Source organism: Fulverythrobacter ferritrahens (assembly GCF_020539485.1).
Taxonomy (GTDB): Bacteria; Pseudomonadota; Alphaproteobacteria; order Sphingomonadales; family Sphingomonadaceae; genus Andeanibacterium; species Andeanibacterium ferritrahens.
Map to the genome: position 1 here is coordinate 677,763 of NZ_JACDXU010000002.1, position 14,542 is coordinate 692,304.

Annotated in this window: 11 protein-coding genes and 2 tRNA genes; 7 read left to right on the forward strand and 6 right to left on the reverse strand. The window is 62.7% G+C overall.

Annotated elements, in window-relative coordinates; translation table 11 throughout:
- Window position 1: 1 nt before the first annotated feature.
- The 6 genes from H0274_RS11345 to H0274_RS11370 all read right to left on the reverse strand — a co-directional run bounded on the left by H0274_RS11345 (window position 2) and on the right by H0274_RS11370 (window position 3,726).
- Window positions 2-361: a GatB/YqeY domain-containing protein gene (locus tag H0274_RS11345; RefSeq protein ID WP_226795550.1), complete on the reverse strand. Its 360-nt coding sequence runs from the start codon at window positions 359-361 to the stop codon at window positions 2-4.
- 390 nt (window positions 362-751) lie between these two features.
- Window positions 752-931, reverse strand: a complete 180-nt coding sequence (locus tag H0274_RS11350; protein ID WP_226795551.1) for a hypothetical protein — start codon at window positions 929-931, stop codon at window positions 752-754.
- Window positions 932-1,004: 73 nt separating this feature from the next.
- Window positions 1,005-1,214, reverse strand: coding sequence for a cold-shock protein (locus tag H0274_RS11355; RefSeq protein ID WP_226795552.1), 210 nt, complete (start codon window positions 1,212-1,214; stop codon window positions 1,005-1,007).
- A 200-nt stretch (window positions 1,215-1,414) separates the two neighbouring features.
- Window positions 1,415-1,615, reverse strand: coding sequence for a hypothetical protein (locus H0274_RS11360; protein ID WP_226795553.1), 201 nt, complete (start codon window positions 1,613-1,615; stop codon window positions 1,415-1,417).
- An 87-nt stretch (window positions 1,616-1,702) separates the two neighbouring features.
- Window positions 1,703-1,876 (reverse strand): hypothetical protein, encoded by a 174-nt coding sequence (locus tag H0274_RS11365; protein ID WP_226795554.1) that lies wholly within the window; start codon window positions 1,874-1,876, stop codon window positions 1,703-1,705.
- 371 nt (window positions 1,877-2,247) lie between these two features.
- Complete coding sequence (locus H0274_RS11370; protein WP_319018235.1) at window positions 2,248-3,726, reverse strand: FAD-dependent oxidoreductase; 1,479 nt, start codon at window positions 3,724-3,726, stop codon at window positions 2,248-2,250.
- A gap of 150 nt (window positions 3,727-3,876) precedes the next feature.
- Between H0274_RS11370 and H0274_RS11375 the strand changes: the two genes are divergently transcribed.
- The 7 genes from H0274_RS11375 to H0274_RS11405 all read left to right on the forward strand — a co-directional run bounded on the left by H0274_RS11375 (window position 3,877) and on the right by H0274_RS11405 (window position 14,439).
- Window positions 3,877-3,950 (forward strand) — tRNA-Cys (locus tag H0274_RS11375).
- Window positions 3,951-4,005: 55 nt separating this feature from the next.
- A tRNA-Thr gene (locus tag H0274_RS11380) sits at window positions 4,006-4,081 on the forward strand.
- 377 nt (window positions 4,082-4,458) lie between these two features.
- On the forward strand, window positions 4,459-9,477 hold the full coding sequence (locus tag H0274_RS11385; RefSeq protein WP_226795555.1) for an autotransporter domain-containing protein: 5,019 nt from the start codon (window positions 4,459-4,461) through the stop codon (window positions 9,475-9,477).
- A gap of 297 nt (window positions 9,478-9,774) precedes the next feature.
- Window positions 9,775-11,217, forward strand: a complete 1,443-nt coding sequence (locus H0274_RS11390) for an efflux transporter outer membrane subunit (RefSeq protein ID WP_226795556.1) — start codon at window positions 9,775-9,777, stop codon at window positions 11,215-11,217.
- The gene (locus tag H0274_RS11395; RefSeq protein WP_226795557.1) at window positions 11,214-12,509 is read left to right on the forward strand and encodes an efflux RND transporter periplasmic adaptor subunit; all 1,296 of its coding nucleotides are present in this window, start codon (window positions 11,214-11,216) and stop codon (window positions 12,507-12,509) included. The genes H0274_RS11390 and H0274_RS11395 overlap by 4 nt, the downstream gene beginning before the upstream one ends.
- Window positions 12,506-13,243: an ABC transporter ATP-binding protein gene (locus H0274_RS11400; RefSeq protein ID WP_226795558.1), complete on the forward strand. Its 738-nt coding sequence runs from the start codon at window positions 12,506-12,508 to the stop codon at window positions 13,241-13,243. Before H0274_RS11395 ends, H0274_RS11400 begins: the two co-directional genes overlap by 4 nt.
- A complete protein-coding gene (locus H0274_RS11405) occupies window positions 13,243-14,439 on the forward strand; it encodes an ABC transporter permease (protein ID WP_226795712.1) in 1,197 nt (398 codons plus the stop codon). The genes H0274_RS11400 and H0274_RS11405 overlap by 1 nt, the downstream gene beginning before the upstream one ends.
- The last annotated feature ends 103 nt before the right edge of the window (window positions 14,440-14,542 follow it).

Genomic DNA, 14,542 nt, shown 5'->3' on the forward strand with positions numbered 1-14,542 from the left:
ATCAGCCGCCGCAATAGCGGCGCACGATTTCCGCCTCGCGCAACAGGGCCTCTGCCCGTTGGGCCTGCCCCAGTGGGGTGAGCTGGGCGGCAGCCCGTTCGCGATCGCGAAGTTCGGCTACAAGGATCGCTTCGAGCTGGTCCGGGGAGAGGGGCAGCCGCTCCACTTCGCCGGACAATCCCGTAACCTGCAGCGGGGCAGATCCGATGTCCGGTGCCTCGGCATTGTCGATCGCGGCCAGCAATATGCGCAGCACGGTGATTTCCGCGGTGCGCCTGCCCTTCATCGCATCCTTCAGATCGAGCCGCATCCGCGCCTTCAACTGGTGGGCATGGTCGGGTTCTGCGTGATGTTCGGACATGGTCAGGCTCCGGTGCGACGGATTCGGCGTCCCTTATGGAGCCTCTGTCTCGCGCAGGGGAGTCAGGTGAAAGTGACGCAGAACGGCCGCGAAACTCTGTGACCTTTTTCCGGGAATTTGGTTATTATATAATGTCTTGAGGTAATTTCAGAGGCTGCGAAATGTGACTTTCCGCGGGTGGGATATTCCAGCCCTGCCGGGTTCGGTGCCACCTGAAAGATGCTTCCCTGAAGCCCCAGCCCGTTCGTCCTGAGCCTGTCGAAGGACGCGTACAGGGCACAGCAACGGCCATGCCAAGCGGAGCCTGGACAGGAATTCCGACGATGGGAAGGAGCCGCGCAAAGCCTTTCACGGCGGGGCGGCAGCAGGAAAGGGGAAAGTCGCGGGAGACTATTTCTCGCGCAGGGCAGCCTCACGGCCATTGGCGGCCTTCAGGGCCTTGTCAGCCATGCCGCGCCAGGCCGCTTCGGACCGCAGAGCGCGTTCGCGGACATTTTCCAGCACGGCCAGATTGGCCTCATTCGCTGCGTCCTGTGCCCGGGCGAGGAAGAATTCGTAGGTCAGCGCCACAAGCGTTCTCCTCAGGCAAAACAGGCAAAAGATAGCCCGACGGCCTGCGGTGCAGGCTGCCGGGCATATCCGATCAGTCGGCGTGGGCCAGATTCACAGCCGATTCCTTGCCGTTGCGGCCGGTTTCGACTTCATAGGACACGCGCTGGTCCTTGTTCAGCGTTGCCATGCCGGCAGCCTGAACGGCGGAAATGTGGACGAAGCTGTCCTTGCTGCCATCATCGGGCTGGATGAAGCCATAGCCCTTGTCTTCGTTGAAGAATTTTACGGTTCCGATAGTCATGAGCGTTTCCTTTCAAGAAACGGGTATATTCGCCCGCACGATTGCGGACGAGGTCGTGCGTCAAGTCGTCAATTGAAAGGAGTTCGTCGTCTTGCAGATCGGGAAATATAAATTTCCGTGATCCGGAACCAAATCGTCGATACCCGTCGAAATTCAACGAGAGCAAGATTGTCCTACCACCCTATTGTGGCAGTGCCAATTCAAATGCGGCCCGCGGCCGAAAACTGCGCCATGCTCCACACACAGGCGGCAGCGGCACCCAGTTCCATCTGGAAGGTGCTGATGCGGCCGGCGATGCTGGATGCAACGGCAAGGTGCGCCCGGCGCTCGTCGGTGTTTGCGGCATTATCCGCGCACATCAAAGCACGCTGGTGGGCGGCATATTCCTTGTTGAGGTCCATGGGCGATCTCCTGGCTGGGGGCGAACTGAAATGGGTTGGCGCGCCTGAAAGCGCGCCTGAATGGGGGCCGTTCAATCGACCATTCCCTCAATCGACCATCGTCGCCACGAGCCGGCGCAGTTCGAGAGTCGAAAGAGAGGAAGGCATCGACATATGCGATGCCAGGGAAAAATTGCCCGCCGCGTTCTTGCGCTGCGAGATTGCGTGGCGCCTTGCGGAGCCCTTATCGATAGAATTCATCATGTCCTTGCGGGCAGCCATGTGCTGCCGCCTTATATTGCAAAATGGCGTGAACGCCTGTGTGTCCGCTGGCGGACATCGCCCGGCCACCAGGCCAGATCCCAGACGTTTTGCCATCTGTACGCGGCCATTATGACCATGCGGAGACCTTTGCAGCGCATTCGGGCGCGGCGCATTCGGCCGGGGTTCCTGGCGTACGTAAAACCATCCGCATTCGGGCGTATCCCGGCGCGGAGCCAATGCTGCGTGTAAGGGAAAGGGGCCGCTTCGGGCCGTTCAATTCCGTCGCAAACGACGTTAGGCAATTTCTATATAGCGCGATGTTTGAAAATTGCAAGGCGGGCGTCGCAGGACAGTTGCGCTGCCCGCCTTGCCCGCCTCTGTTCGCGCATTTATTCTGCCGGAACCGCCTCGGCCTTGACCGTGGCAAGGGCGGCATCGTCGGATAAGTGTGCGCCCTGTTCACGCAGGATCTTGCGCACTTCTGCCACATCCACCTCGCGCGGCTGCACTCCGCGATTGGCGGCCACCGCCGCGCCGACGCCCGCCGCATGACCGGTCAGCCAGCATTGCGGAATCTCGCGCATGAAGCCGTGGCTGTTCGCATCGCAGCTGATGTGGCGCCCCGCGGCCAGCATCCCGTCCAGCTGGCGCGGCACCAGGCTGCCATAGGGCACGGAGACGACCGGGAATTTCGGGCTGATGGAGGGGCTGATGCCCACTTCGTCTGCCACCGGAGTGCCATTGCCCCAGTTCTGGCGCTCGATCCGGCCGATACCCGCCAGGCGGCGCGTGTGGCGCACGCCCAGCTGGCTGGCGCTCTGCAGCGAATAGGCATTCTCGAAACCCGGCGCATGGCGGCGGAAGAACTGGCAGTGCCCTTCCATCAGGCGGTGGCTGCGGAATTCCACTTCGGTCATGTCGTCCACATCCAGCGCGGAAAGGCCGGACTGACGGGGGCCGAGGAACAGAGCTATGTCCGGCCGCCAGCTGACATAGGGCGTCTGGAAGAAGCCCAGCTCTTCCCGTCCGCGCGCCATCAGCTCGCGCAGCTGATCGGGATAGAGCACCTTCCAGTTGATCCAGCGGTCCATATTGACGCCGCCCAGTACCCAGCCGGTATTCATCGAATGATGGACGTCGCCCTCCTCGATATCGGTATCGAAGGCGGCGCCTGCGCGGGCGAACATGTCGCCATCGCCGGTGGTGTCCACCACCACCTTGGCCATGACAGCCTGCCTACCGGCCTTGGATTCGAAGATCACGCCCGTGGCCGCGCCGTCTTCCACCACTGGCCGCGCCGCCCAGGCGTGGAATACGATCCGCACGCCCGCCTGCAGCAACATTTCCTGATTGTTGAGCTTCATCCGCTCCGGATCGAGCGTGGGCGCCCAGCTGACGATGCCGTGAAACGCCGTGGTGCGCTGGCCCCAATAGGCTGCCTTGATCGGGTCCTGCGATCCCCAATCCTCTCGCGGGGGGCCGGCCACCGCATCGGCGGGCATGCGTTCGATGAACTGGCGGGCGAAGCCCTGGATAACGTGATTGCCCTGCCAGTCGGTCATGCGGTCGATCCACATCACAAGGCCACCGGTGGAAAGGCCGCCCAGGCAATTATAGCGTTCGATCAGCGTCACATCTGCGCCTGCCCTGGCCGCTGCCCAGGCTGCGGCGCAGCCGGCGGGGCCGCCGCCTATCACCACTACATCGCAGCGGTGATAGACGTCGATATCGCGCGCATCCTCCCGAATCGATCCGGTGCCATTGCGCGGGGGCAGGGTGTGGCGGTTCGATTCGAACACATCCGAACCGAGGAAGCGTTCCTCGCTATGCCCTTCCACGCGGTGCATCTTCGGCTTGTCGTCGGCCATTTCCCGGATCCTCATGTCTTTGCTAGCCTGCTAATCATATGCGATGAGCTGTGCAAGGCGCAGTCATGCACGAAAGCGGATTGCGCGCCCGGCACCTCTCGGCTAGGGCGCCCCTTCCTGATGACGGGGAATCTCCCCGGCAGAAGGTGGGGCCCGATGGCGGAGTGGTGACGCAGCGGACTGCAAATCCGTATACGCCGGTTCGATTCCGGCTCGGGCCTCCATATCCACGCACCGGCTTGCGGCACCACCGCAACGCCATTATGGGGCGCGGACAGTGCCGCTTTAGCTCAGTCGGTAGAGCACATCATTCGTAATGATGGGGTCAGGTGTTCGAATCACCTAAGCGGCACCACTATTTTCCAGACATCTTCTCGCCAGCGCATCACCCATCTCGTTGATGGGCCGATCCCCTCTTGAGGGAATCGCCGCGCGGCGCCGGGGCGAGTAGCCGGTTTCCGGCGCGAAGCCGGCTCACATGCATGCCTATTACCTTCGAAGCGCCCAGCTTCCGCTGTTCGCGCAGCCTTGATGGTTAGTATTACCTTATCGCTAACCAAGGTTGACAGTAAGAATAACGTAATGAAAAATGGACGGATTAGGTCACGCTAATTTCTCTGATGCTGGGGGTGCGGGCGGCATCGGGCGGGCGCTTCGATGCGCAATTTACTCGCATTGCCATCTTAGGGGGAAGTTGCCTTGCATTCCGAGAAAATCCAATCCGCGCGCGGCGTGAAGCCGTTGCTCCTGGCCGGTGCTGCCGTGATCTGCGTCACGGGTGCAGCCCAACCTGCCTGGGCCGATCCTGCGCCTTCATTCTGCACGGTCACGGGCGACATTTCCGAGGTGGATTGCGATTCCGGGAACGTGGAATACACGGCCAATTCCGGTGACAGTTCGCTGGACGTCACGGGCGCCGATATCACGACGGGGAACATCAACTACAACCCTCACCCCGATGCCGAGGGCCCGCTGGGCATGTCGCTGACAGTGAATGATACCACCGTCAATTCGACCACCTATGGCGGCATCAACATCAACTCCTTCGTCGAGGATACGACGATTGACGTCACTCTTGGCGATGATGTGGAGATCACCAGCAATGCCGGCTTCGGCGGTGTATGGGTTCGCAACAACGAAAGTGGCGATATCACCATCATCAGCGGTGCGACTGTAGAAGCGGGAACGCCGGACCCTAATGGCGCGGCCATTACGGCCACCAGCAACGGTGGCTCGGTTTCGATCACGAATACCGGCAATGTCACGGGAACGAACAATCGCGGCATTTATGCGGATGGCAGCGGTGAAGTCGACGACTTTGCCTCGGTTTACGTAAACAACAGCGGAACGGTCGATGCCGATCAGGCGGGTATCCGTGGTGTCGGCTATTATGCCAATGTCTCGATCGAGAATACGGGCGACGTAACCTCCGCGCAGAAGCAGGCGCTCGTGGCGTGGTCGCAGACCGGCGATGTGGACATCACCAGTTCGGGCCACCTGACTGCCACAGCGGATGCGGGCATTCGCGGTTCCGCCGACAAGGGCGATACGACGATCATCAATAACGGCAATATCGATGCCTATCAGGGTATCAATGCCGATGCCGGCTATTATGACGAGGTCGGTGGTTACGGCGATGTTTCCGTCACCAACACTTCCCGTATCACCGCCACCGGCTCCGAAGCCATTTATGCCTTTGCGCGGGACGGGGAGATCGAGATCGATAATTCCGGCGATGTCACCGGCGCTACCGACGGGATCAGTGCGGACAGCCTGGACGGCTCCGTTACGATAACGAACACCGCGACGGTCAGGGGCGTTAACGGTATCCGCACAGGCGCGGCGGATGCCACCATCACCAATTCGGGCACGATTGCCACCACCGGCAGCGGCTCCGCCGTTATCGTGGGCAGCGGGGATACGACGCTGATCCTCGAAGAAGGCTCGGTCCTTGCCGGCAAGCTGACCATCGGAACCGGCTCGCTGGCGATTGACCCTTCGCTCGACACCAGCCTTTCCAACGTCGTCGCTGGTGAAGGCACTCTGATCAAGCAGGGCGATGCGCAGCTGACTCTCACCGGAGACAGTTCTGCCTATGCGGGCGATCTCAGGGTCGAGGAAGGCGTGCTGAAGCTCACCGGGCAGCTGGGGGCAGACCGTGTCTATGTCGGCAGCGCGGCCGGGGCAGAGCTGGAAATCTCTGGCGGCCCGGGCGCGACGCTCACCTCCAGTCATGTCGTGATCGGCCATTATGAAGGCGAAACCGGCGAAGCTACTGTTTCGGGCACCGGCAACAGCTGGACCAGCACCGGCAATATCTATGTCGGCAATGAAGGCGACGGCAGTCTGTCCGTCCTTTCCGGGGCAACCGTTGCCAGCGTGGATGGTTATGTCGGTACGGTCGACGGTTCGCATGGCGAAGTGACGATCGACGGCGCGGATTCGGAATGGGCCATGAGTGGCGTGTTCATCGCCGGGCACCAAAACGGCACCACGGCCGATGTGACGATCAGCAATGGCGGCTCGCTGAAGGCGGTGCAGGGCACGCTGGGCGATCTGGCGGGCTCTCATGGTTCGATGACCGTCACGGGCGAAGGCTCGGTCTGGTCCGCTTATGACGACGGCGTCACCGATTATGCCGGCTTCATGAATGTCGGGCGTTTCGGTGAAGGCGAACTGACCGTGTCCGACGGGGGCGCGGTGGAAGCCTATCGCCTCTATATCGGCAATGAAGAAGGCTCCGTCGGCTCGGTAGTCGTGACCGGGGAAGGCTCCTCCATCACCACGGGGCACCGCATATATGTCGGTTCCTACGGCAGCGGCTCGCTGACCGTGGCTGACGGGGCGCAAGTCACCGCAGAGCGGATCAACATTGCCTATCTTGAAGGATCGTCAGGCGTTCTCAACATCGGCGCTGCCGAAGGAGAGGAGGCCGTTGGCGCCGGGGCCCTCAATACTCCCAAAATCTACATCGGCATGGATAACGGGCAGCTGGTGTTCAACCACACGGATACGGATTACGAACTGGCTTCGGCCATTTCGGGCACCGGCGAAATCCGGCATCTGGCAGGCCATTCGACCCTGACCGGTGACAGCTCGGCCTATACTGGCGATGTCATCGTTACCGGCGGCGTGCTGGCGCTCACCGGGCAGCTTGGCTCCACCAATGCGATCGTGGGCGGGGAAGCCGGGGCCTCTGTCCTTGTCAGCGGTGAAGATGCGCTCTGGGTGAACACCACCGATTTCGACATCGGCCAGGAGGGAACGGGCGACGTCACCGTTTCCGGCGGGGCGCGGGTCGAGACCTATTCGACCCATATCGGCGCGGAAGACGGCACGCTGATCCTCGAAGGCGAAGGTTCGCACTGGTTCAATCAGCTCCATACGGAAATCGGCCGTGCTGAAGGTTCCAGCGGCACGCTGATCGTGCGTGACGGGGGCGTTTTCGAAACCTCCGGTGGCGGGCTCTACGCGGGCGAAGGTGCGGATATCACCATCACCGGCGCGGGCTCGAAAATGCTGATCGGCACGCTTCATCCGGAACTTCCGGCCAATTGGGATGCGGCCGATGGCTGGTTCAGCCTCGATGAAGGCAAGGCTCTGGTTTCGGAAGGCGGGCTGCTGCAGGCAGATGGCATCTATATCGGCGGCGATGGCGATACCGTGGCCAATGTGACGGTGACGGGTGAAGGCACCAGGATGGTCAGCCAGCTCAGCCTCTATGTCGGCGGCACGGGCAACGGCAATGAGGGCCATGGCATGCTGACCATTGCCGATGGCGCCAAGGCCTCGGCCTATACTACCGCTGCCGGTGTTGACGAAGGTTCCGTCGGCACCATCCTGGTCACCGGTGCAGGCAGTTCCCTCGAATCCCTCTCGCGTGAGGGCTATTCGGGCAATCTGCGCGCCGGCTTTAATGGTGACGGGACGATTATCGTGCAGGACGGCGGCTTGGTTAAGGCAGCCAACATCATCGATATCGCCACGAATGAAACCGCGACCGGCCGGCTGGTTATCGGTGCGGCGGAAGGTGAGCATGCGGTTGCCGCCGGCACGGTACAGGCAGCCAACGGCATCTTCTTCGGCGCAGGTGATGCGCAGCTGGTGTTTAACCACACCAGCAACATCACTTTCGACAATGTGATGTTCGGCACTGGCGGCGAGATCCGTCATCTTTCGGGCGTCACCAACCTCACTGCCGATTCCCCGGACTATTTCGGTTCGATCGATGTGCTGGGCGGCCTGCTGAAGGCAAATGGCAACCTATCGGGCGCCGATGTCACAATTGGTGACGGCGGCACGCTGGGTGGTGCCGGCACCATCGGCTCGGTGGTGGTCGGCGATGGCGGTATCCTGGCGCCGGGCAATTCGCCGGGTCAGCTGACCATCGTGGGCGATGTGCTGTTCGAAAGCGGTTCGACCTACGATGTCGAGATCGACGGGCTGCTGCATGACAGCATTCTGGTGCAGACCGGAGATGTCACGATCGAGGAAGGCGCGCTGCTCAATGCCGCCTTCGCGCCCGGCGTATTGCTCGATAATCCCTATCAGGTGATCGTGCTGGCCGATGGTTCCGACGGCGAATTCATCGTCGAGGGTGACGGTTTCGTCCTGCCGACGGAGGATAATCCGCTGCTGGAAGGCCTGATCGGCTATTCCGCCGATGGCATCACGGTGACCTATCAGGGTATCAAGACCGAGTGGGCCAAGCTGGTCGGCACGGCCAACCAGGGCGCTACTGCCAGTGCGGTGCAGGCACTGGGGGGCACCAATTCGCTCTATTACAGGGCAATGTTCCTCAAGCAGAGCGATCTGGGGACTACCTTCGATAATCTCTCGGGTGAAATCCATGCTTCCCTGAAATCGGCGCTGATCGATGAAAGCCGCATCCTGCGCGGCGTTGCCATGGATCGCGCGGCCGAACTGGGCGAAGGCACGGGTCTTTGGGCCACCGCCTTCGGCAATTGGGGTTCGCTGGAAGGCGACGGCAATGCCGCCGAGCTCGAAAGCGACAGCGCCGGTGCATTCATGGGCATCGATGCCCAGTTGGGCGATTGGCGCCTGGGCGTACTCGGCGGCTATAACAGCAGCAATTTCGATGTGGATGCCCGTGCTTCCACGGCGGAGAGCGAAACCTTCCACCTCGGCGCCTATGTGGGTGGCGCTATCGGCCAGTTCCGTATGCGCGCTGCATTCGGCCAGAGCTGGCATGATATGTCGACCGAGCGGGGCGTCGTCTTCCCGACCACGCAGAGGCTGTCGGCCGATTACAATGGCACCACCACTCAGCTGTTCGGCGAGATCGGTTATGCCGTTAAGGTCGGAGGCGTTGATGTGGAGCCCTTCGCGGGCCTCGCTTATGTCAGCCTGAAGACCGACGATTATGCCGAAACCGGCGGTGTCGCGGCCCTCACTGGTGACAGCATGTCGACGGACGCGACCTTCGGCACCTTCGGCTTCCGCGGTTCCGCCAAGCTGGATGTTGCTGAAGCGGGTGCGCTCATCAAGGGGCTGGTCGGATGGCGCCATGCCTTCGGCGATACTTTGCCTTACGCCAGCCACTCCTTCGGAGCGGCGGCAGCGCCCTTCACCGTCACGGGCGTGCCGGTGGCCGAGGATGCCATGGTGACGGAAGTCTCGGTGGACTTCCCGCTCAACGAAAATGTCCGCCTCAATCTTGGTTACAAGGGCCAGTTCGGCGGCGATGTGACGGACAACAGCGCCCGCGGCGGCATCGTCGTTCGCTTCTGACGCGAGATACAAGGCCAGCCCGGTTTCGCCGGGCGGCAGGGAAGGGGCGGCCTTGGTCGCCCCTTTTCTTTTGGCGACTACCATTTCCGCGATCCCGCCAGCCATGCCATTCATCCGCTGCTATCGGTTGTTGGCAGAACAGCACGAGTATTCGCTCGCTCGTTCATCTGTGTTATGTGAATAACTCACCTGGCGTCTGTGCCGAGTGAGCGAGCCGCGCATCGTGCGACAATTCGTGACTGGTCTTGAACCGTAAGCGGGTTAGTTTGCCGGTGCTGTGCAAGCGGGGGAAACGGAATGAACGGCAGTGCGAAAGCGCGTTTGGCTTACCGGGCCGTGCCCGTTGCCCTGCTTGCGCTGGGGCTGGCCGGATGCGGTACTCCGGGCGGCCCGCGCGCTCTGCCCGATCATGCCATTGCCTTGCCCGCCGCGTGGAGCGGGCAGGATGTTGCCGGGAGCGCAGAGGCCTTTGCCTATGAGGATGCTTCCTATTGGCAGGCGCTGGGCGATCCTGCGCTGACCGAACTGGTCGAGGCCGCGCTTGCCCATAATCTGGACCTTGCCCAATCGGCGGCCCGGCTTGCCCAATCCCGCGAGGCGCTGGCGCAGGCGCGCGCCGGGTTCCTGCCGCAGCTCAATGCCAGTGGCGGGGCGCGGCAGGATATTCTTGATGGTGGGGGCGGTGATCCGCTGCTCAATCTCGGCGTGGATGCCAGCTGGGAGGCTGACCTGTTCGGGCGGATCGGCAATTCCGCCAGCGCGGCGCGCTATGATTACGAATCTGCTGGCTATTCGCTGGACGATCTACGACGCGTGATCGCAGGGCAGGTGGCCAGCCAGGTGATTTCCGTGCGGGCTACTGCTGCCCAGCTGGCCATCGCGCGCGACACTCTGCGTATTCAGGACGAGAACCTCCAGATCGCGCGCTGGCGCAATCAGGCGGGGCTGGTTTCCAGCCTCGATGTGGAGCAGGCGCGCAGCCAGAGGGCGCAGACCGCCGCGAGCATTCCTCTGCTGGAAAGCAGCCTTGCCGCCACTGCCAATGCGATTTCCACCCTCGCGGGCGAAACGCCGGGCCGAGTGCGCGAAATGCTTGCCGCCCCCGCCGCTGTTCCCGCGCCGCCCCGCCTCGCCGGGCTGGCCGTCCCTGCCGACATTCTTCGCCGCCGCCCGGACATTCGCGGGGCGGAGGCGAATCTCTACGCCGCCGGGGCCCGGATCGGCGTCGCCCGCGCCCAGCTCTATCCCGCGTTGCGCCTCGCCGGGACCATCGGCACCAGTGATGCCGGGCCGCTCAATCTGTTCGACATGGTGACGGGATCCATTTCCGCCACTCTCAGCCAGCTCCTGTTCGATGGCGGGCGCACCCGCTCGCAGGTCCGTTCGGCAGAAGCGGCGGCGGAAGGTTCTCTTGCCGCCTGGCGCAAATCGATCCTTACCGGGCTGGAGGAAGTGGAGAGCGCGATTGCCGCCCGCCGCGCCGCCGATGCCCGGCTCGCCGAACTGGCCGAGGCGCTGGATGCGGCCAATAATGCCGCCATCCTCGCGCGCAGCCAGTATCAGGCGGGGCTCACCGATTTCCAGACGCTGCTTTCGGCAGAAAGCCAGCTTCTCACCGCGCGTAATTCGCTGGCCTCCGCCGAGGCTGACAGGGCCACTGCCTTCGTGCGCCTGACCCAGGCGCTGGGCGGCGGCTGGAGCGGAGCGTCCGCACTTTCCGATGATGGGACCACGCCATGAGTGACGGCCAGACCTCGATCGACGAATTCCTCGGCACTTCCGAGAGGCCGCGCTGGAAGCGTTGGGCCCTGTTCTGGGTTCCGGCGGTGGTGCTGATCGCCATCCTCCTGGGCGCGGCGCTGTGGTTCGGCCGGGGGAACGACCAGGGCTATGTCACCGAAGCGGTGGTCAAGCGCTCGCTGGATGTGGAAGTGACCGCCACCGGCAATTTGCGCCCGACCAATCAGGTGGATGTCGGTTCCGAAGTTTCGGGCAAGATCGACGATATCTATGTCGATGTGAACGATCGCGTCACGCGGGGGCAGGTTCTGGCGCGGATCAATACCGATGTGATCGATGACCAGATCAAGCAGGCCCGCGCCAGCCTTGCCTCGGCCCGTGCCTCAGTGGCGCAGGCGCAGGCGACTCTCAGCCTCGATCAGGCGCAACTCGCCCGGTTGCAGGAAGTTGCGCGGCTTTCGGGGGGCAAGGTTCCGTCCAGGAGCGAGCTGGACATCGCCCAGGCCAATGTCGCGCGGGACCGCGCCTCGCTCGCATCCGCACAGGCCAACGTCACTTCCGCTCAGGCCCAGCTTTCGACGGCGGAAACCAATCGCCGCCGTGCGATCATCGTTTCGCCCGTGTCGGGCGTGGTGCTGGCGCGGCAGGTGGAACCCGGTCAGACCGTGGCGGCCAGCTTCAGCACGCCGACCCTGTTCATCCTCGCCGAGGATCTTTCGCAGATGCAATTGCGCGTCTCCATCGACGAGGCCGATGTCGGCCAGGTGAAGGCCGGGCAGAAGGCGAATTTCACGGTCGATGCCTATCCGGGGCGCCGTTTTCCGGCTCAGGTGGAGCGGATCAATCTGGGATCGAACAACACGGTCAGCGCGTCGCAGACCACCACGGCGACCACTACGCAGAGTGCGGTGGTGATCTATGAGGCACGGCTTTCGGTCGCCAATCCCGAAGGCCTGCTGCGGCCCGGCATGACCGCCACCGCCAATATCGCAACCGAGAGCACCGGCGTGCAGATGCTCGTTCCCAATGGCGCGCTGCGGTTCAAGCCGGACCAGCAAAAGGTGGCCGGGGGCGGGGCGCTCAATCCCCAGATCGGCCTGCAGCAGGAAGAGGAAAAGGCCACTATCGGCGTCGGCAGCCGCCAGCAGCTTTATGTGCTGGGCGATGACGGCAAGCCGAAGCCCATCACCGTCACCACCGGACAGAGCGACGGCAAGCTCACCGTGGTCCATTCCTCCGACTTGCGGGTGGGGATGAAGGTGATCACGGGGGTCAAGGCGAAGCAGAAGTGACCCAGGCGAAGACCAAGGGGCCCCTGATCCAGCTGGAAGGGATCACCAAGACCTTCGGACGCGGCGCGGCGGCTTTCCAGGCCCTGAAGGGCGTGGACATGACCGTCCAGCATGGGGATTTCGTGGCGGTGATGGGCCCCTCGGGCTCCGGCAAGTCCACCACCATGAACATATTGGGCTGCCTGGATACGCCCACCACCGGCATCTTCCGGTTTCTGGGCGTGGAAGTGCAGGCACTGAACCGCGATCAGCGCTCGCTGCTGCGGCGGCGTTATCTCGGCTTCGTCTTTCAGGGGTTCAATCTGCTGGCGCGAACATCGGCGCTGGAGAATGTGGAACTGCCGCTGATCTATCGCGGCCTCAACAAGGCCGAGCGCAAGGAGGCGGCGATGAGGGCGCTCGATCAGGTGGGGCTGGCGCCCTGGGCGGACCACACGCCCGGCGAGCTTTCCGGCGGCCAGCAGCAGCGCGTGGCCATTGCCCGCGCACTGGTAAGCGATCCTGAAGTTCTGCTGGCGGACGAGCCGACCGGCAATCTCGATACGGAACGCTCGATCGAGATCATGGAACTGCTGAGCCAACTCAACCGCAAGGGCATTACGATCCTGATGGTGACGCATGAGGCCGAAATGGCCGCCTTCGCCAGGACGATTGTCCATTTCCGCGATGGTCTGGTCGAGCGCACAGAGCAGGGGCATCTTCACCGCGACGCGACCGGTGCGGAGGTGCAATGATGCTGGGCACCACGCTCGTTCTCGCTCTCCGGGAAATCCGCCGTCACCTGCTGCGCAGCTTCCTCACCACGCTGGGGATCATCATTGGCGTTTCGGCGGTGATCACCATGGTGACGCTGGGCAATGGCGTGACCGTTTCGATCAAGGAGCAGATCAGCGCGCTGGGCTCCAACGTGTTCATCGTTTTTCCCCAGCAGACCGATCGCGGCCAGCCACGCCCCTTCAAGGAGGATGACGTTACTGCCGTGCGCGAACAGATCGCCGGGGTGAAGGCGGTGGCGGGCGAAGTGAACCGCGACGTCAAGGCGATCCATAATGGGCAGGACTGGTCTTCGCGGGTGGAAGGGGTGTCCAATGCCTTCATGGATGCGCGCGGCATCGGGCTGGATCAGGGCCGCCGCTTCACTAGGACGGAGGAAGAGGCCGGGGCGAATGTCTGCATCATCGGGCCCAAGGTCTATGAAGAGATCTTCGTGGCCGGCTCCAGCCCGCTGGGGGAACGGATGCGGCTGGACGATGTATCCTGCACGGTCATCGGCATGTTCGCCTCGCGCGCGCAGGGTGCGCAGAATCAGGACGACGACAATTCGGTGTTCATGCCGATCAAGAACGTCCAGCGCCGCTTCCTGGGCAATGACAACGTCTTCTACATGGTGATCAGCTATGATCCCGGTTACGACAGTTCCGCCATGCAGAGCGCGCTGGTCGATCTGCTGCGCGAACGGCGCCTGTTGCAGGAAGGCCAGGCGAACGACTTCAACATCCTCGACACGGCACAGGTGAACGATGCGGTTTCGACCGCGGTGGGCCTGCTGACGGCCATGGTTTCAGCCATTGCTGCGATCAGCCTTGTAGTGGGCGGGGTGGGCATCATGAATATTATGCTCGTGTCCGTGACCGAGCGCACCCGCGAGATCGGCATTCGCCTCGCCATCGGTGCCCTTGCCCGCGAAGTGCGGATGCAGTTTCTGACCGAGGCAGTGGTTCTATGCTGCTTCGGCGGCATCATGGGCATGGTGCTGGGCTTCCTCTTTTCCTTCAGCCTCGCACGCCTGATCGACATCCCCTTCGTCTTCTCGCCGACGATCAACATACTCAGCTTTCTGATCTCGGCCCTGATCGGTGTGGTGTTCGGCTATTTCCCGGCACGTCGCGCGGCCGCGCTCGATCCGATCGAGGCCTTGCGGCACGAGTAGTGCTGGAGGGCTTTCCGGCTTCTGCCTGAAGAGGACCTGACGTGGGAGGCCAATCTGATTGCCGTCATAATCGTCACCCTGAACTTGGTTCAGGGTCCATTTC